Source organism: Methylobacterium persicinum, assembly GCF_022179525.1.
Classification (GTDB): domain Bacteria; phylum Pseudomonadota; class Alphaproteobacteria; order Rhizobiales; family Beijerinckiaceae; genus Methylobacterium; species Methylobacterium persicinum.
The window spans coordinates 18,865-37,362 of the sequence record NZ_BPQX01000065.1 but is presented as its reverse complement, the minus strand read 5'-3'; the positions used below and the strand labels follow the sequence as shown (position 1 = coordinate 37,362).

Sequence of the window (18,498 nt, the reverse complement as noted above, 5' to 3'; positions counted from 1 at the left end):
CTCGCCCGGATGCTCCAGGGCCTGTCGGTGGGCGGTGAGTACGGCACCTCCGCCACCTACATGAGCGAGGTCGCCATCAAGGGGCGCCGGGGCTTCTATGCCTCGTTCCAGTACGTCACCCTCATCGGCGGACAACTCCTCGCCTCCCTCGTGCTGGTGGCACTCCAGTCCTTCATGACCGCGCCGGAACTGACCGCCTATGGCTGGCGCATCCCGTTCTTCATCGGGGCGGGCCTCGCCATCGTGGCGCTGTACCTGCGCCGCTCCCTCGCCGAGACCAAGGAAGCCGGCGACCGGGAGAACGCGGGCACCTTCAGCGAACTGTTCAAGCACTGGCGGGCGTTCTGCGTCGTCCTCGCCTACACGGCGGGCGGAAGCTTGAGCTTCTACACCTTCACGACGTACATGCAGAAGTACCTGGTCAACACCGCGGGCATGCCGAAGACGTTGGCTTCGCAGATCATGACCTTGGTCCTGCTGGTCTACATGCTGATCCAGCCGCTGTTCGGTGCCCTCTCTGACAAGATCGGCCGCAAGACGAACATGATCCTCTACAGCGGGCTAGGGACGCTGATGGTGGTGCCGCTGATGTCCTTCCTCGGCACCAACAAGGATCCAACCCTCGCCTTCGCGATGATCACCCTCGGGCTCGCGGTGGTCTCGTTCTACACGGGCATCAGCGGCATCGTGAAGGCCGAGCTGTTCCCCACCAACGTCCGGGCGCTGGGCGTGGGGCTGTCCTACGCCCTGGCCAACGCCACGTTCGGTGGCACCGCCGAGTACGTCGCCCTCTGGTTCAAGGACAACGGGATGGAGAGCACGTTCTTCTGGTACGTGACGATCCTGCTCGCCATCGCCTTCGTGGCCTCGCTCATTATGCCGAACCCGAAGGTCCACGGCTATCTTGACGGAGCGGGCACGGTGGAGGAAGCCCTGGGCAAGAAGCCGGGCTACGCCCCCGCCTGAGGGCCACCGGCATGAAACCCTCCCCCTGTGTGGGGGAGGGCGTGTGGCGGATCACTCCTGGTCGATCTGCCGGCCGATGATGGCGATGGCCCGCTCATAGACCTGGGCGGCGTTCCATCCCTGGATGGCGGCGAAGTTCGGCTCGCCCGGCTGGTATCCGGCGCCGCGCTGCCAGCCATGCGCCTTCAGGAAGTTGGCCGTCGAGGACAGGGCCGCGCCGACATTGTTCAGGTCGCCGCCGGTGCCATAATTCAGAACGTTCTTGGGCAGGAACTGCGTGTGCCCGATCTCGCCATGGGCGGCGCCGCGGGTGCTGGCCGAGAGGACGCCCCGGTCGATCAGCGTGAGAGCCGCATAGAGCTGGTCGGTGAAGTATTCCGAACGGCGGCAATCGTAGGCCAGCGTCGCCACCGCGGAGAGCGTGTTGACGTTGCCCTTCACGGCGCCGAACCCCGTCTCCATGCCCCAGATGGCCAGGAGCGGGCCGGGGGGCACGCCATAGCGCTGCTCGATGGAATCGAAGAGGGCCGCGTTGGTCCGCTTGAGCACACGGCCGCGCTTGACGATGGTGGCCCCGCCGCGCTTCGCCATGAACTGGTCGAGGGAGAGCTTGAAGCTGTGCTGGCCGCGGTCGGCCGAGATCGTGGCCGTCGAATAGGTGGTGCCGGCCAGGGCGTCGAGGCTGGTGGCGCTGACCTTGCCGCGGTTCTCGGCGATGAACTCCCGCTTCCAGGTCTCGAACCCCGCCGCACTGTTCCCGCATTGCGCGGCCTCAGCCTGCCCGAACGCTCCGCCGAGGACAGTGAGCGCCGCGACGGCGGCGAGACGGAAGTGACGCTTCTGTGCAGCCACGTGAAACTCCCATGAATCGGGGCAAGCCAAACCGGGCCTCCCGGCAATATCGGTGCGGTCTAAAGCATATTGCGCAGGTTGGCGCACGCCGCGATCCATCGAACGGCCGCGAAATCATGCTTCGACGGACAGAAGTGATCGAAGCGTGGTTTCTGGATCGCTGACGGCCTCACGGTGGCCCGGATCGTTCGCCAAGTCCGCGGGCGCCGGAAATCGAACGGACCCGGCGACAAAGCGTTTGAGCGAAGCGGCAGGGAGGCCGGCATATGCATCACGCCCCGGGGCCGATCACGAATCCTGAGCCGACCGAGGCGCCTGACATCGCGCCTTCCGATCTCCTGAAAGCCGCGCTCAACGACGGGCCGGCGCCGGCCTTCAAGATCGTGAGCTGGAATCTCCTCAGGCGGGTCGGGGCGGCGATCGAGGACGTGATCGCTCTGATCGAGCAGGAATCGCCCGATCTGCTCCTGATGCAGGAGGCGACCCGGGCGATCGGTTTCCTGAAGGAGCGGGTGGGCGGCCACTACGCCTGGGCGCCGCTGCCGGGGCGGATCCACGGGCTCGCCATGTGGAGCCCGACCCCGTTCCCCACGCCGCCGCGGACGGTGTCTCTTCCCTCCGGAGCCGTGGTCCACCGGGTCTGCCAAGTGCTTGACCTCGGCACCTTCGGCGTGGCCAACGTCCACCTCTCCCACGGCCAGATGCTGAACCGCCGCCAACTCCGCCGGATCGTCGCCGGGCTCCCGCCCCGGGCCGCGGTGCTGGGCGACTACAACATCGTCGGCCCGGCCCTCGTGCCGGGGTTCCGGGACGTCGGGCCGCGGCGGCCGACCCATGCGATGATCGAGGTTCTGCCCCTGCGCCTCGACCGGTGCCTCGCCCGCGGCCTCGTCTGCCGGGACAGCGCCGTGCTCCCCCGGGGCCCCTCGGACCACCGGCCCATCGTGGTTCATCTCAGCCCCGAGCCCGAAGCGGGCCAGCCGCGGACGCTTAGAGGTATGGCAGCAGCAGCCGAACGGCTGCGTCGCGCAGGCGCACGGGCAAGGATCGGGCTGCGAGATCCTGAGAGGTGAGGAGCTGATCCATCTTGCCCCGGATCAGCGCGTCGATCCGTGAGGCGAGATCGGGGTCGATGACCTCCACGTTGAGTTCGAAATTCAAGCGGAAGCTGCGCATGTCCCAGTTCGCGCTGCCGACGAAGCACCACACGTCATCGACGACCATCGCCTTGGCGTGATCGAAGGCGCCCCGGTCGAGATAGATCTTCACGCCCGCGCTGATCAGCAGGTCGAGATGGGCGCGCATCGCCCAGTCGATCGCCCGGTGGTCGCTGACCGCGGGAACCACGACTTCCACGGCCACGCCCCGTGTGGCCGCCTGCGTCACGGCGCCCGTCACCAGTTCGTCCGGCAGGAAATACGGTGTCGCGATGCGCACGCTGCGCCGGGCGCAGCCCAGCGCCTGGATCACCACCTGCTCGATCTTCTGGACATCCGCATCCGGGCCCGACGTAACCGTGCGGGCGACCGTCCCGCCGATGGCCTGCACCTCGACGAACCAGGGCGGCCCGTCCAGGTTCTCGCCGTCGGCGAAGGCCCAGTCGGCCGCGAAGGCCGTGGCGAGTTGCTCCACCACGGGACCTTCGAACCGGAAATGAATATCGCGGATCGGATCCTTCGGGCCGGTCGACACCCGGTTCGCCTGGGCGATGTTCAGGCCGCCGGTGAAGGCGAGCTGGCCATCGAGGATCAGGACCTTCTTGTGGTTGCGCAAATTCAGGAAGGGCATCCGCCAGGGCAGGGCGGAATGCATGAACAGGGCGGCGGGCACGCCGGCCTTTCTCAGGCGCCGGTAGGCCGGCGTCAGGAAGTAGCCGCCGCCGATCCCGTCGATGATCACCCGGACCGCGACGCCCCGGGCGTGGGCCTCAGCGAGGGCGTCGCAGAACTGCCGGCCGGTCTCGTCGTCGTGAAAGATGTAGCTCGACATGCCGATGCTGGCCCGCGCCCCGCGGATCGCGGCGAGCATCTCGGGATAGGCCTCGTCCCCGTTGCGGAACATCTGCACGCGGTTGCCCATCAGGGCAGGCGTCCCGGTGATGCGCCGGATTGCCCTGTCGAGGGGCCAGAGAGCCTCGGGCACCACCTCGTCGTCGGCATCCGGCGGCGGCAGGGCTTCGGAGGGCCGCGCCCGCATCCGGCGTGCCCGCCGGTAGACGCGATTGATGCCCAGGAGCAGGTACAGGGCCGATCCGAAGATCGGCGAGAGCCAGGCGAGGCCGATCCAGCCGACCGCCACGCTCACCCGGCGCTTGCGCAGCAGGGCATGCACGGTCACCGCGATCGCGAGGGCGAAGCCGACCAGGGCCTGGACATCCGCCCGCAGGAGCGCCGTCGAATTCAACCAACGAAAGAGAATCTGATCCACTTGCATCCCGAGCAAGACACCGACGTCCGGCCGATATAGCTCAGCCTGCCGTCAAGTCCGCCGGAATCGTCGTGCTGTGTCGGGACCGACGCGACTGCCTTCGCGGGCTGCTGCGACAGTCCGACCGAGAGATCATTCGCTGAGGGTGCAGGGCGTGCGGGCCTCCGCCGCCGTCATGGCGAGCGCAGCGAAGCAAGCCAGGGATCCACCTCGTCCTGAGGCGTCCCGCTGTACACAATTGCTTCGCTGCGCTCGCAATGACGGTAAGGATGTCGTCGATGGTGGAGACACTTCGTCCCCTCCGAACGACTTTTTCAGCGATCTGCTAGCCCGAACGCGCCGGGCCCGGGCTGTCGCAGTGGAAATCGCTGCCGTCGAGGGCGCCGTACACGATGCGGCCGCCTGCGCGCAGGCAGCGGGTCTTGGCCGCCGCCTCCGGACGGTGGAACCCCCAGATGGTGATCATCGGCCCCACGGTGGCGAGGCAGACACCACCGATCAGAAGGGCGGCAGCCCAGGTCGGACCGTCGCGCTCCGGTCGCGGAGGGCGGGGGGGCGGCATGGCCCCGTAGAAGGCCAGGGTGAGGCCGATCAAGTCGGTGGTGGCTGTCATCGCCTTTCCCGCACCGGCAAGCCCGCTGCCGCGACATCAGGGTGGAAATAGGGTGAATGAACGTTTCCGCCTACCATTTCATCCGCGGCGGATCACCCCTCCCAGACCGGCGGCCGCTTCTGGAGGAAGGCGTCGATCCCTTCCTGCGCGTCGGCCATCGCCATGTTCCGCGCCATGACCTCGGCCGTGTAGGCGTAGGCGTCGTCCAAGTTCATCTCGATCTGCCGGGCGAAGGCCTCCTTCCCCACGGCTACCACCCGGCGTGCCTTGGCGGCGATGCGGCCGGCCATGTCGGCTACGGCGCTATCGAGGGCGGCGGCGGGCACCACCCGGTTCACGAGGCCGATCCGCAGGGCCTCGGCGGCGTCGATGGGCTCTCCGAGGAGCAGCATCTCCATCGCGGCCTTCCGCGGCACTGCCCGCGACAGGGCGACCATGGGCGTCGAGCAGAACAGACCGATCTGCACCCCCGGCGTGGCGAAGCGGGCATCATCGGTGCACACGGCGAGATCGCAGGACGCCACGAGCTGACAGCCGGCTGCCGTGGCGATGCCGTGGACCTGGGCGATGACCGGCTTGGGCAGGCGCACGAGGCTGGTCATCAGGCGGGCGCAGGTGCGGAACAGATGATCCGCCGCCTCCGGCGACGGGTTCGCCCGCATTTCCCGAAGATCGTGCCCCGCGCAGAAGGCGGGACCGGCTGCATTGACCACGACGACCCGGACCGAATCATCGGTGCGGATCCCGTCGAGGGCATCCTGCAGGGCGCCCATCAGGGCCAGGGAGAGGGCGTTCCGTGCCGTCGGCCGGTTGAGCGTGAGGGTCGCCACACCGCCCTCGTCCCGCCTCAGGAGGACGGGTTCGGCCTGGGCGGCGATCGGTTGAGCAGCGGACACGGGAACCTCCCTTCGACCGGCCCGGCTTTGACTGCCGGGCTCCTGGCCGGGGAGAGGTCTAGCACAACACCGGGTCGGACTGCTCCGCCAGGGCGTGATCGATCCGGGCGAAATCGGCGCCGGGACCGTTCCACCATAGGGGCGGAAGCCGGTCGAGACGGCCGAGCGCCCGGGCGTAGGCCGGAGCGAAGCCGCTGTCGATGACCGCTACGGCCGCGTTGGAAAGAGCCAGGGCCAGTTCGTGCTCCGCAGAGGCGGAATCGAGATCCTTGGTCCGGGCTCCGACCCAGGCGAGGCCCTGCCGCAGGGCGGCGGCCTCCAGGGGGTCGGCGAGCATCAGGACGGCGACATCGCCGAAACCGATCCCTTCCGCCCGCGCCCAGCGGGCGCACGCCCCGGGGGTGAAGGGCGAGCCGATGGTGAACGGGGCCTCCTGCGGGGCCGGTCGCAGATGCGCCGGCTGGTCGGAGGGGGCGGGTGGGGGAACGAGATGTCTGGCGCCGAGCATTCGGTGAGGACCGGCCTGTTCGTTCAAGCTGTACCCATCCGGGTTCGCGCGTTCCGGTTAAGACTTCCTGATACTGCCCGCGACGAGCGAGATAATCGGGCTGAAACAGGGCTGATCCCGGGCGCCGATAAGGCCTATGGCCAACACGCAATGAAGATCACGCTGCAAATCCGCTCTGGCCGCGGTGGCGGCGACGTCTATCTGTTGCGACTGGAAGCGGCCCGGCACTGTGCATACGAGGTCGCGTCGATACGGAGGATTACGTATGCGCCACCTCGTCCCGCTCGCCGCGGCCCTGCTGCTCTGTGGTCCGGCGCAGGCGGAGATGCGCAATGCGCCGTCGCCGCGGGCCATGCAGTTCGCCGCCTACATCTTTGCGGCGTCGAACGTGTGCGGCTACCGGATCGGCGTGCCGGAGTTCGAGGCGCTCCTGACCAAGCAGAATTCCCGCATCGCGGACGTGCAGCCCGGCGGCCCCTTCGGCAATCAGGTGCAGACGATGTTCACCATCATGTCGAACCAGATGCAGATGAACCGCGAGGGGGCGTGCATCGCCGTCGCCGGGGAGTACGGGCCGGACGGCAACATCGCCCGCAACGTGCTCCAGCCCGGTGGAGCGGAACCCCCGGCGCCGGCCCCGGATAAGGGCAAGCCCCCGGAAGCCGCCAAGCCGGCTCAGTAGAGCTTCATCCGAGGCGCCACGTGATCGGCGCCCGGCCCTGCCCGGTCAGCCACGCGTTGGCGCGGCCGAACGGATCGGAGCCCGGGAAGTCCCGGGCCCGGTTCAGCGGCGAGGGATGGCCGCTCTCGATGACCGCGTGGCGCTCCGGGTCGATGAGCCCGGCGCGGGCGCGCGCCTGCGCGCCCCACAGGAGGAACACGGCGGGTTCGTCCCGCTCCGCGACGGCGGAGACGGCCTGATCGGTGAGGGCCGCCCAGCCCTCGCGCAGGTGCGCCCCCGCCTTGCCCGCTTCGACAGTGAGGGCGCTGTTGAGGAGCAGGACGCCTTGTCGCGCCCAAGGCGTGAGATCGCCCCCGGCATCGCGCGGCGAGCCGGCCTCCGCGAGGATCACCCGCAGGGACGCCGGCAGCCGCCCGCGGCCGACATAGGAGAAGGCGAGGCCGTTGGCGTCCCCCGGCGTCGGATACGGGTCCTGGCCCAGGATGACGGCCTTCACCGACGGGAGGGGCGTTTCGCGCAAAGCCCGGAAGATATCGCCCGGTTCCGGCAACACTTTCGCCCCTGCGGCAATGCGTCCATCGATCCGTTCGGCCACCTCGTCGGCGGCTCCCTCGCGGAAGAACGGGAGGCCGAGCCAAGGGGAACCGGTCTTGCGAAAGGCGGAGAGGGCGGCGGCGACGGGCCGTGCGGTCATCGTCTTCGGAGGTCCTGGTGATCCGGCGGTTGCCGCCGTGGGTCGTGTCCGTATACCGGTAGGCGGGTGGGACCCTAAGCCCGGCACCTCCTTCGCCGCAGCCCTCCGGCGACATACATAGGGGCGGTCCCGCACCGTCGCGGGTCTGACCGCAGACCAGGAAGGAATCGGCGCCGGGGCGCCGGAACGCTCTGATGAACGAACGCATCGAACCAGCCGCGCTCGCCCCCAACCGGCCCGTCGCCTCCGGCGATCACGGCACCTTCAGCCTTCCCGCGGACCATCCGCAGGTCCGTTGGGGCCGGGTCGGCGTTCTGCTCATGAACCTCGGCACGCCGGAGGGCACGAGCTACTGGCCGATGCGCCGCTACCTCAAGGAATTTCTGTCCGACCGCCGGGTCATCGAAGTGCCGCGGCTGATCTGGTGGCCCCTCCTTAACCTCATCATCCTGTCGAAGCGGCCGGGGCCGAAGGGCCGGGACTACGCCAGTGTCTGGAACAACGAGCTGGACGAGGGTCCCCTCAAGACCATCACCCGCGGCCAGAGCGAGAAGCTTCAGGCGGCGATGGGCGATAGCGTCGTGGTCGATTGGGCGATGCGCTACGGCAAGCCGGAGGTGGCGGGCCGCCTCCAGGCCCTCCTCGACCAGGGCTGCGACCGCATCCTGCTTGTCCCGCTCTATCCGCAATATGCCGCGGCGACGTCGGCCACGGCCTGCGATCAGGCGTTCCGGGCACTCATGGACATGCGCTGGCAGCCCACGGTTCGGGTATCGCCGCCCTATCACGACGACCCGGTCTACATCGAGGCGATGGCGCAATCGATCCGGGAGGGTCTCGCCAAGCTCGATTTCGAGCCCGAGGTGATCCTCACCTCGTTCCACGGCGTGCCGCGCAGCTATCTGCTGAAGGGCGACCCCTACCACTGCCAGTGCCACAAGACCGGGCGGCTCATCCGCGAGGCCCTCGGCTTCTCGCCGGAGCGGATGCGGGTGACGTTCCAGTCGCGCTTCGGCAACGAGGAATGGCTGAAGCCCTACACCGACGAGACGGTTCAGACCCTGGCCAAGTCCGGCGTGAAGCGCATGGCCATCGTGGCCCCCGGCTTCACGGCCGACTGCCTGGAGACCCTGGAAGAGCTCGACGGCGAGAACCGGCATTACTTCGAGGAGAATGGCGGCGAGCAGTTCGCCTACATTCCCTGTCTCAACGACAGCGATCTCGGCATGCGCGTGATCGAGAACGTGGTCCGGCGGGAGTTGCAGGGCTGGGTATGAGCCGGCGGGGCGGTGTGGGGTAGGAGCGGCGGCGCTTGCAGGGCGGCTACGGTGACCTCCCGATCCCACCATTGCGAGCGCAATGAAGGACGCGCAGCGGCTTCACACACGAATCCCTTTACGCCAGTGCTTGCTGCGGCGTCGGGGCGGCCTATCATCCCATGTTGCGGATATGAGTCCGGTCCAATCGGGAGGGTCGTCACGTGGCGTTCTTTATCGGTATCGCCTGTCCGTGGATCCTGGTCATTCTGCTGGACCGGCTCTCGGAGTCACGGCGTCTTTCCGAACTGGAATCGCTCGGCGTCACCCCCCGGCCGGCGGGCCATTCGAGCTACATCACCAAGCCCGACCGGCCCTACTGATTCGTAGATCCCCGGGTCCGTCCTCATCCTGACGCGGCTCTCGCCGCTTCCGGATGAGGACGAGGGATGGGTAAGCCTTACTTCACGGTCGGCGGGGGCGGCGCGGCAGGGGTGGCGGCGGGGGCTCCCTCCGTGGGCGCATCCTTGCGATCGATCTTCGCCTCGGCCCGCAGCTTCAGGATCACGTCCTGCTGCGCCTTGCGGATCAGGTGCTGGTCGATCTGATCCTTCAGCTCATCGAAGGTCGGCTGCGGCTTGGTGCGCATCTCCTCGACCTTGATGACGTGCCAGCCGAATTGCGTCTTCACCGGATCGGAGACCTGACCGGGCTTCATGGCGAAGGCAGCCGTGGCGAATTCGGGGACCATCCGCTCCTTCGTGAACCAGCCGAGATCACCGCCCTCGGCCTTCGAACCTGGATCCTTGGAGGTCTCGGCCGCGACCTTGGCGAAATCCTCGCCGCCCTTGATCCGTGCGGCGATCTTCTTCGCCTCGGCCTCGTTGTCCACGAGGATGTGCCGGGCGTGCACTTCCTCCTCGGGCTTCATGAGCTTGACCGACTGGTCGTAGATCGCATGCTCGGCTTCGGGCGTCACCGCCTTCTTGGCCTCCTGCTCGAGGTAGTCGTCCAGGAGAAGCTTGTCCCGGAAGTAGGCGAGCTTGCGCTTGAAGTCGGCGGTTTCGCCGACCTTGGCCGCCTCGGCCGCCTGCGCGCCGACCTTCAGGTCGACCATGTAATCGACGAGAAGGTTTTTCTTCTGCGCCTCGTCCACGCCCGGGAGGGACAGGGCCGGGTCGTCGGCCGCCACGGCGAGGTCGGCCTGGGTGATCGGCTGGCCGTTCACCGTCGCGACGACGGCGGCCGGATCGACGGAGGCGGTGGCCTCGGCGGGCTTACCGGCCTGCGCCGTGGCGGCCGGGGGCGTCTGGGCTGCTGCGGCGCCGGAGAGGGCGAGCGCCAGCGCGAGCGCGCTACCGCGCCGGAGCAGGGCAAGGGTCGGCATGGGGAATACCTCGGTCGACATATCGGTCCGCCGGTCCGGCGGCAGGGGCATTCCGAACCCCGCCTGCGCCGCCCGTCCAGCGGCGGGAGAGGTGGCCCGGCTGGCCGGAGAAGGCAAGCGCGGCCGTTCTCGGGCAACCAATCTGGGCTCCGGCTCTTTCAGGTGCACCGGTCGATGTTTACCTCTATAAGCCGCCCCATTCCGCCCAGGCCGGCCCGCGACGTCACGTCCGTCGGCGGGCCCGCCCGTCCGCAGGTTTACGATGCTCGGCTCGCTCGCCAAGAAGATTTTCGGCTCCTCCAACGACCGCCGGGTGAAGGGCTACCGCCCCCGGGTCGCGCAGATCAACGCCCTGGAGCCGGAGATCGCGGCGCTGAGCGACGAGGCCCTGCGCGCCCGCACGGAGATGCTCAAGGCGGAGCTGGCGGCCGGCAAGAGCCTCGACGACATCCTCGTGCCCGCCTTCGCCACGGTGCGTGAGGCGGCCAAGCGCGTACTCGGCCAGCGGCACTTCGACGTGCAGTTGATCGGCGGCATGGTAATGCACGACGGCGGCATCTCCGAGATGAAGACCGGTGAGGGCAAGACCCTCGTGGCCACGGCGCCCGTCTACCTGAACGCCCTGGATGGCAAGGGCGTCCACGTCGTGACTGTGAACGACTACCTCGCCAGCCGCGACGCCGAGTGGATGGGCCGGGTCTACCGCTTCCTCGGCCTGTCGGTGGGCACCATCGTCCACGGCCTGGACGACGAGCAGCGGAAGGCGGCCTACACCTGCGACATCACCTACGGCACGAACAACGAGTTCGGCTTCGACTACCTGCGCGACAACATGAAGTACGAGATGTCGCAGCTGTCGCAGCGCGGGCACAATTACGCGATCGTGGACGAGGTCGACTCCATCCTCATCGATGAGGCGCGCACGCCGCTCATCATCTCCGGCCCGGTGGATGACCGCTCCGAGCTCTACGTCGCCGTCGACGGGGTCATGCCCCTGCTCGACCCGTCGCACTACGACCTCGACGAGAAGCAGCGCACGGTCTCCCTGACCGAGGAGGGCAACGAGTTCGTCGAGGATGCCATGCGCGCCGCGGGCATCCTGAAGGAGGGGGATCTCTACGACGCGCACAACGTCACCCTGGTCCACCACGTGACGCAGGCGCTGCGTGCCCACACCCTCTTCACCCGGGACAAGGACTACATCGTCAAGAACGACGAGGTCGTCATCATCGACGAGTTCACCGGCCGCATGATGCAGGGCCGGCGTTACTCGGAAGGGTTGCACCAAGCCCTGGAGGCCAAGGAGCGGGTGACGATCCAGCCCGAGAACCAGACGCTGGCCTCGATCACGTTCCAGAACTACTTCCGCCTCTACAAGAAGCTCGCCGGCATGACCGGCACGGCCTCCACCGAGGCCGACGAGTTCGCCGAGATCTACAAGCTCGACGTGGTTGATATCCCGACCAACAAAGAGATCGAGCGCGTCGACGAGGACGACGAGGTCTACCGCAGCGTCGAAGAGAAATATCAGGCGATCATCAAGGAGATCGGCAAGGCGCATGAGCGCCACCAGCCGGTCCTCGTGGGCACGGGCTCGATCGAAAAGTCCGAGTACCTCGCCGAGATGCTGGTGAAGGCGGGCTACACGCCCCTCGACTATTCCGATCCGAATGCCCTCACCGACGTCTACAAGGCCGCCCGCGAGGGCCGCGTAACCAAGCGCTTCGCCGTGCTGAATGCCCGCTTCCACGAGCAGGAAGCATACATCGTCGCCGAGGCCGGCGTGCCGGGCGCCATCACCATCGCCACCAACATGGCCGGCCGCGGCACCGACATCAAACTCGGCGGCAACGTCGAGATGCGCGTTGAGAAGGAACTCGCCGGGGTGCCCGAGGGACCGGAGCGCGACGTGGCCATCGAGGCGATCAAGGCGGAGATCGCCGAGAACCGCGCCAAGGTGCTGGCCTCGGGCGAGCCGGCGGATCCCGAGGCGGGCCGCAAGAAGGACTTGCCCGGCGGGCTCTACATCATCGGCACCGAGCGCCACGAGTCGCGGCGCATCGACAACCAGCTCCGCGGCCGCTCCGGCCGCCAGGGCGATCCCGGCCGGTCGAAGTTCTACCTGTCCCTGAAGGACGACCTGATGCGGATCTTCGGGTCCGACCGCATGGATGGGATGCTTCAGAAGCTCGGCCTGGAGCAGGGCGAGGCGATCATCCACCCCTGGATCAACCGTGCGATCGAGAAGGCGCAGCAGAAGGTCGAGGCGCGCAACTTCGACATGCGCAAGAACGTGCTCAAGTACGACAATGTCATGAACGACCAGCGCAAGGTCGTGTTCGAACAGCGCCGCGAGTTCATGGGCCAGGACAGCGTCCGCGAGACCGTGGACGACATGCGCGAGGGCGTGGTGGACGATATCGTCACCCGCCACATCCCCCCGGATACCTATGCGGAGCAGTGGGATGCGGAGGGCCTGCGCGAATCGGCGAAGCAGATCCTGAACCTCGACATCCCCGCCGAGGATTGGGTGAAGGAAGAGGGCATCGCCGACGAGGAGATCCGCGAGCGGCTGATGAAGCTCGCCGAAACAGCCTACCAGGAACGCGTCGAGAAGAACGGCGCTGAGGTCTCGGCCTATATCGAGAAGCAGGTACTGCTCCAGAGCCTCGACCACCTGTGGCGGGAGCATCTGGTGACCCTCGACCACCTGCGGCAGGTGGTGGGCTGGCGTGGCATCGCCCAGCGCGATCCGCTCAACGAGTACAAGTCCGAGGCGTTCGAGCTGTTCAATGGTCTCGTCGCATCCCTGCGGGAGCAGGTGACGGGGCAGCTCTCGCGGATCGAAGTGATGTTCCAGCAGGACGAGGCGCCTCCGATGGAGAGCCCGTCCCTTCCGCCGATGTTCGCCCAGCACCTCGACCCGGTCACCGGCGAGAACGAGATGGCCTATGCCGGCGGGACCGGCAGCGATGGCGGCGGCGGACCGGCCTATGGCTACGCCGGGCAGGCTCTTTCCGCCGACGCCGCGGTGCTCGAGCGCGACCCTACGGACGAATCGACCTGGGGCCGGGTGGGGCGGAACGAGCCGTGCCCGTGCGGCTCCGGCAAGAAGTACAAGCACTGCCACGGCAGCTTCCAGGCGTGAGCGCGCCGGCCCTCTTCGTCGCCGGAGCGGGGACGGAGATCGGCAAGACCTACGTGACGGCGGCGCTGGTGCGCCGCCTTCGCGAGACCGGACCGGTCCTCGCCCTTAAGCCGTTGGCGAGTGGTGTGCCGCCGCTCGACGATCCGGCTTTCGCCGACAGCGACACCGCCCGCCTCCTGGCGGCCCAGGGGCTTCCGGTCGAGGCCGCCACGGTGGACGCATGCTCGCCCTGGCGGTTCGCGGCGCCCCTCGCCCCCGATCAGGCCGCCGCCCGCGAGGGCCGGCAGGTGTCCCTGGACGAGATCGCAGCGTGGTGCCGCACGCGGATCGCGACCGCCGATCGCCCCGTGGTGGTCGAGGGCGTCGGCGGGCTGATGAGCCCGATCACCCCCGAGGCCACGGGGCTCGACTGGATCGAGGCCCTGGCCCTTCCCGTCATCCTCGTTTCGGGCAGCTATCTCGGGGCGATCAGCCATGCCCTCACGGCGACAGAAGTACTGCGGCTGCGCGGATCGTCCCTCCGGGCGGTGGTAGTCAGCGAGAGTGAGGGCGCCCCGACTCCCCCGGAGACGGTGGCCGAGGCCATCGGACGGCATGTTGCCTGTCCGGTCTTCTGCATGATCCGTGGCGCTGCCGCGCCGGACGCTTTGGCGACCCTCGTCTCGCAGCCGGAAGCCTGATCGGCGTCCGGCCACGCTTTGTTCCGGGCGAGTGCTGGATGGTCCGACCGACGGGTCCTTTTCTGCCCTTCGCGGCAAAGTGATCGAAATCACTCAGAAATTATGTCAGGGACTCGGAGCTCGCGTCGCTGGACGGTCATGACGCGGCGCTTAGCTGAGACGCGGTGAGGCGTGTGGCCTCCGCAGACGAGTGCCGGAGGACCGTTGAGCCACTCCCTCGCCACGGCCAGTTCGCCTGCCGCCGCCTCCCCGGATACGGGGACGTCGAACCCCGGACACAAGCGGCTGAGCCCGGCCCTCCTCCTCGGAGCCCTCGGCGTCGTCTACGGGGATATCGGGACGAGTCCGCTCTATGCTTACAAGGAGGCCGTGAAGGCGGCCGGCGGGGGGACCGTTTCGCCCCTGGCTGTGGTTGGCGCGGTCTCTCTGATCTTCTGGGCGCTGATCCTCATCGTCTCCCTCAAATACGCGATCCTGATCCTGCGGGCCGACAACCGTGGGGAGGGGGGCATCGTCGCCATGCTGGCCCTGCTCGGCGCCCGCCAGGCGCGGCCGGGAACGTGGCAGGCCCTGCTCCTCGTCGTCGGCTTGATCGGGGCGGCGCTCCTCTACGGCGACGGGGCGATCACGCCCGCGATCTCGGTCCTCTCCGCGGTCGAGGGCCTGAAGGTCGATGCTCCCGCCCTCGGGCATTACGTCGTGCCGATCACCCTCGCGATCCTCGTCGGCCTGTTCGCCGTGCAATTCCAAGGGGTCGCCAGGATCGGACGGATCTTCGGGCCGGTGATGCTGATCTGGTTCGCGGCGCTGGGGTTGCTCGGCATCGGATCGATCATCCATGCGCCGCAGATCCTGGAGGGGCTCAACCCCCTGCGCGCGGTGGACTTCCTGTTCCATGCCGGCTGGGGCGTGAGCTTCGCCATGCTTGGCGCCGCCTTCCTCGCGGTGACCGGCGGCGAGGCGATGTATGCCGACCTCGGCCATTTCGGCGCCCGACCCATCCGGATCGCATGGTTCGCCCTGGTGCTGCCCGCCCTGGTGCTGAACTATTTCGGCCAGGGCGCGCTGCTCCTCACCGAGCCCGACGCCATCGAGAACCCGTTCTTCCGCCTCGCGCCGGACTGGGCGCACATCCCGCTGGTGGGCCTCGCGACGCTGGCGACGATCATCGCCTCGCAGGCCATCATCTCGGGCGTGTTCTCCCTGACCCAGCAATCGATCCAGCTCGGCTTCCTGCCGGCCATGCGGATCGTGCAGACGGCCCGCGACGAGCGGGGACAGATCTACGTGCCGGGGGTCAACTGGCTCCTGGGCGTCGCCACCCTCGTCGCGGTGGTCGTCTTCGGCTCCTCCGATGCCCTGGCTGGTGCCTACGGCATCGCCGTCTCCATGCTGATGGCGATCACGACCCTTCTCGCGGCGCTCATCGCCCTGAAGTGGGGGTACAACCCGATCGCGGTCTTCGCGGTGAACGGGTTCTTCCTCGCCATCGACCTCGTGTTCTTCGGCGCCAACAGCGTGAAGATCATGGAGGGTGGGTGGTTTCCCCTGGTCCTGGCCGGCATCGTCGCGCTGATGATGCTCACATGGCGCAAGGGCAACATGCTCGTGGAAGAGGCAAGGGCCGGCTTGCGCCAGCCGGAAGACGCATTCCTCGCCGGCCTTCAGCACCAGAAGCTCACCCGGCTGCCCGGCACCGCCGCGTTCCTGTCGTCGGCCGTGCACGGCATCCCGCTTCATCTCTCCCGGTTTGTCGAACGCAGCCACGCCCTCCACGAGCGGGTGCTGATCGTCACGGCGTTGTACGACGAGACGCCGACCGTGCCCCTCGAGGAACGCGCCCACGTGACGGTGCTGGCGCCCGACTTCTTCCGGGTGGTGCTGCGGTATGGCTTCATGGAGGAAGCATCGATCCCGGAGGGGATCGCCTGCGCCGTCGAGTCCCGTCACCTCCCCCCGCAGTGTGTCGGCGACGTCACCGTCTTCATCGGGCACGAAACCGTGATCCCTAAGAGCGACCAGAGGGGCATGGCGACGTGGCGGGAGAACCTGTTCGCCTTCATGCAGCGCAATGCCGAGCGGACGGGGGCCTTCTTCGGCGTGCCGACCCGGCAGGTTGTGGAGGTGGGAACCGAGATCGAGATCTGACCCCATCCTCCCGCCGCGGAACCTGAGCCGTCGCCTTTCGTTCGAACGGCTGGACAGCCGGGCGGCGTTGCGCCGCCCTTCTGGAACGGAGGGATACGATGAACAAGGATCGGATGGAGGGTGGCGTCCGCCACCTGCGCGGCCGGGTGAAGACGGCGGCTGGCGCCCTGCGCGGACAGCCCGGCCGGCAGGTCGAAGGAGCCTACGATCAGGCCGCGGGCGCCGCGCAGTACGCCTACGGCCGGGCTCGCGAGACCGCCCACGACCTGCGCCGCGAAGGCGAACACCTCTACGAGGAAGGCCGCGACCGCGCCCGGTCCCTGGCCGAGGAAGCCCGCTCCCGCGGCGAGGCTTTCGCCGACGAAGCCGTCCGGCACGGTCGCCATGTCCGCTCGCGCGCGGAGCATCACGGCCGGGAGATCGCCCGCCGCGCCGACGAGAACCGCACGACCACCCTGGCCCTGGTGGCCGCCGTCGCCTTCGGCCTCGGCTGGCTAATGCGGTCGTCCGACCGGTCATGAGGGAAGGTCGCGCCGGGCTCCGGCCCGGTGCCGCCTCCGAGGTCGCATAAAGACATCTTTATGTCTTGATTGCTTCCCCGCTTGCGAAGTGCTAGGTCCACGCCCGGATCGCAACGCGAGCGAGGAGCCCCGCATGGCCAAGGATTACATCGTCAGGGATATCGGTCTGGCCGATTACGGCCGGAAGGAAATCTCGATCGCCGAGAGCGAAATGCCCGGCCTGATGTCCGTCCGCGAGGAGTACGGCCCGAGCCAGCCGCTCAAGGGCGCGAAGATCGCCGGATCGCTTCACATGACGATCCAGACCGCCGTCCTGATCGAGACCCTGAAGGCGCTCGGCGCCGACATCCGCTGGGTCTCCTGCAACATCTATTCGACCCAGGACCATGCCGCGGCCGCTATCGCCGCCGCGGGCATCCCGGTCTTCGCCGTGAAGGGTGAGACCCTGGAAGAGTACTGGGATTACACCTCCCGCCTGTTCGACTGGCATGACGGCGGGATGCCGAACATGATCCTGGACGACGGCGGCGACGCCACGATGTTCGTGCATCTGGGCCTGCGCGCCGAGAATGGCGACACGGCGTTCCTCGACAAGCCCGGCTCGGAGGAGGAAGAGATCTTCTTCGCCCTGCTGAAGAAGAAGCTTGCCGAAAAGCCGAAGGGCTGGTTCGCCGGCTTGGCCGAGTCGATCAAGGGCGTCTCCGAGGAGACGACCACGGGCGTCCATCGCCTCTACATCCTGGCCAAGGAAGGCAAGCTGCTCTTCCCCGCCATCAACGTGAACGATTCGGTCACCAAGTCGAAATTCGACAACCTCTACGGCTGCAAGGAATCCCTGGTGGACGGCATCCGCCGGGGCACCGACGTGATGATGGCCGGCAAGGTGGCCATGGTCGCCGGCTTCGGCGACGTGGGTAAGGGCTCGGCCGCCTCGCTCCGCAATGCCGGCTGCCGCGTCATGGTCTCGGAGATCGACCCGATCTGCGCGCTCCAGGCCGCGATGGAAGGCTACGAGGTCGTGACGATGGAAGAGGCCGCCCCGCGCGCCGACATCTTCGTCACCGCCACCGGCAACCGGGACATCATCACCCTCGACCACATGCGGGCGATGAAGGACCGGGCGATCGTCTGCAACATCGGCCACTTCGACAACGAGATCCAGGTCGCCGGCCTGAAGAACCTGAAGTGGAACAACATCAAGCCGCAGGTCGACGAGATCGAGTTCGCCGACGGCCACCGCATCATCCTCCTGTCGGAGGGTCGCCTCGTGAACCTCGGCAACGCCACGGGCCATCCGTCCTTCGTGATGTCGGCCTCGTTCACCAACCAGACGCTGGCCCAGATCGAACTCTGGACCAACCCGGGCAAGTACGAGCGCCAGGTTTACACCCTGCCCAAGGCCCTGGATGAGAAGGTCGCCGCCCTGCATTTGGAAAAGATCGGGGCCAAGCTCTCGAAGCTTCGGCCGGATCAGGCCTCGTATATCGGCGTCGCGGAGAATGGCCCGTTCAAGCCCGATCACTACCGCTACTAGCACTGTTGTAATCGGTACACGGTGGGGCCCGGCGCAATGCGCCGGGCCCTTCGTTTGTCAAGGGTAATCCGACCTTCGGAAGTGTGTCTTCTGAGTGTCGTTAACCGCCGATTTACCCGCTTCCGCCAAAGCCACGCTTCGTTCTCCTTCCGGCGTGAATCTCCCCCACGGTAAGGTGCCGGCGAC

The 18,498-nt window shown here is 67.7% G+C and carries 17 protein-coding genes; 10 read left to right on the top strand and 7 right to left on the bottom strand.

Going from position 1 to position 18,498, the window contains the following annotated elements; all coding sequences use genetic code 11:
• The coding region (locus tag MFF22_RS23025) for an MFS transporter (RefSeq protein ID WP_238253003.1) at positions 1-966 on the top strand (966 nt) is incomplete at its 5' end.
• A 51-nt stretch (positions 967-1,017) separates the two neighbouring features.
• On the opposite strand, the gene MFF22_RS23020 is transcribed toward MFF22_RS23025, so the two are convergent.
• Positions 1,018-1,818, bottom strand: coding sequence for a lytic murein transglycosylase (locus MFF22_RS23020; protein ID WP_238253002.1), 801 nt, complete (start codon positions 1,816-1,818; stop codon positions 1,018-1,020).
• 266 nt (positions 1,819-2,084) lie between these two features.
• On the opposite strand from MFF22_RS23020, the gene MFF22_RS23015 reads away from it, so the two are divergent.
• Complete coding sequence (locus tag MFF22_RS23015) at positions 2,085-2,891, top strand: endonuclease/exonuclease/phosphatase family protein (protein ID WP_238253001.1); 807 nt, start codon at positions 2,085-2,087, stop codon at positions 2,889-2,891.
• On the opposite strand, the gene MFF22_RS23010 is transcribed toward MFF22_RS23015, so the two are convergent.
• From MFF22_RS23010 to MFF22_RS22995, 4 genes are all read right to left on the bottom strand, one after another.
• Positions 2,809-4,245, bottom strand: coding sequence for a phospholipase D-like domain-containing protein (locus tag MFF22_RS23010; protein WP_238253000.1), 1,437 nt, complete (start codon positions 4,243-4,245; stop codon positions 2,809-2,811). The two genes, MFF22_RS23015 and MFF22_RS23010, sit on opposite strands and share 83 nt — an antisense overlap.
• Before the next feature lie 325 nt (positions 4,246-4,570).
• Positions 4,571-4,858 (bottom strand): hypothetical protein, encoded by a 288-nt coding sequence (locus MFF22_RS23005; protein ID WP_238252999.1) that lies wholly within the window; start codon positions 4,856-4,858, stop codon positions 4,571-4,573.
• Positions 4,859-4,950: 92 nt separating this feature from the next.
• Entirely contained in the window at positions 4,951-5,754 is an 804-nt protein-coding gene (locus MFF22_RS23000) for an enoyl-CoA hydratase (protein WP_238252996.1), read from the bottom strand.
• A 58-nt stretch (positions 5,755-5,812) separates the two neighbouring features.
• Positions 5,813-6,262 carry an AMP-dependent synthetase gene (locus MFF22_RS22995; RefSeq protein ID WP_238252994.1) on the bottom strand — a complete coding sequence of 150 codons (450 nt, stop codon included), beginning with the start codon at positions 6,260-6,262 and terminating at the stop codon, positions 5,813-5,815.
• 265 nt (positions 6,263-6,527) lie between these two features.
• Between MFF22_RS22995 and MFF22_RS22990 the strand changes: the two genes are divergently transcribed.
• Positions 6,528-6,944, top strand: a complete 417-nt coding sequence (locus MFF22_RS22990) for a hypothetical protein (RefSeq protein ID WP_238252992.1) — start codon at positions 6,528-6,530, stop codon at positions 6,942-6,944.
• A 4-nt stretch (positions 6,945-6,948) separates the two neighbouring features.
• Here the strand turns inward: MFF22_RS22990 and MFF22_RS22985 are convergent, their stop codons facing one another.
• A complete protein-coding gene (locus MFF22_RS22985; protein ID WP_238252991.1) occupies positions 6,949-7,638 on the bottom strand; it encodes a uracil-DNA glycosylase in 690 nt (229 codons plus the stop codon).
• Between the two features lie 194 nt (positions 7,639-7,832).
• Here MFF22_RS22985 and hemH point away from each other — a divergent pair, with 194 nt between their 5' ends.
• Positions 7,833-8,915, top strand: a complete 1,083-nt coding sequence (gene hemH, locus MFF22_RS22980; protein ID WP_238252990.1) for a ferrochelatase — start codon at positions 7,833-7,835, stop codon at positions 8,913-8,915.
• Between the two features lie 203 nt (positions 8,916-9,118).
• On the top strand, positions 9,119-9,277 hold the full coding sequence (locus MFF22_RS22975; RefSeq protein WP_238252989.1) for a hypothetical protein: 159 nt from the start codon (positions 9,119-9,121) through the stop codon (positions 9,275-9,277).
• Positions 9,278-9,354: 77 nt separating this feature from the next.
• Here MFF22_RS22975 and MFF22_RS22970 read toward each other — a convergent pair whose 3' ends face one another.
• Complete coding sequence (locus MFF22_RS22970) at positions 9,355-10,281, bottom strand: peptidylprolyl isomerase (protein ID WP_238252988.1); 927 nt, start codon at positions 10,279-10,281, stop codon at positions 9,355-9,357.
• A 262-nt stretch (positions 10,282-10,543) separates the two neighbouring features.
• Here MFF22_RS22970 and secA point away from each other — a divergent pair, with 262 nt between their 5' ends.
• From secA to ahcY, 5 genes are all read left to right on the top strand, one after another.
• On the top strand, positions 10,544-13,429 hold the full coding sequence (secA, locus tag MFF22_RS22965; RefSeq protein ID WP_238252987.1) for a preprotein translocase subunit SecA: 2,886 nt from the start codon (positions 10,544-10,546) through the stop codon (positions 13,427-13,429).
• Positions 13,426-14,109 (top strand): dethiobiotin synthase, encoded by a 684-nt coding sequence (bioD, locus tag MFF22_RS22960; protein ID WP_238252986.1) that lies wholly within the window; start codon positions 13,426-13,428, stop codon positions 14,107-14,109. The genes secA and bioD overlap by 4 nt, the downstream gene beginning before the upstream one ends.
• A gap of 204 nt (positions 14,110-14,313) precedes the next feature.
• Positions 14,314-16,257 (top strand): potassium transporter Kup, encoded by a 1,944-nt coding sequence (locus tag MFF22_RS22955; protein ID WP_238252985.1) that lies wholly within the window; start codon positions 14,314-14,316, stop codon positions 16,255-16,257.
• 98 nt (positions 16,258-16,355) lie between these two features.
• Positions 16,356-16,778: a CsbD family protein gene (locus tag MFF22_RS22950; RefSeq protein WP_238252983.1), complete on the top strand. Its 423-nt coding sequence runs from the start codon at positions 16,356-16,358 to the stop codon at positions 16,776-16,778.
• Between the two features lie 133 nt (positions 16,779-16,911).
• Complete coding sequence (gene ahcY / locus MFF22_RS22945) at positions 16,912-18,312, top strand: adenosylhomocysteinase (protein ID WP_238252982.1); 1,401 nt, start codon at positions 16,912-16,914, stop codon at positions 18,310-18,312.
• Positions 18,313-18,498 lie beyond the last annotated feature (186 nt).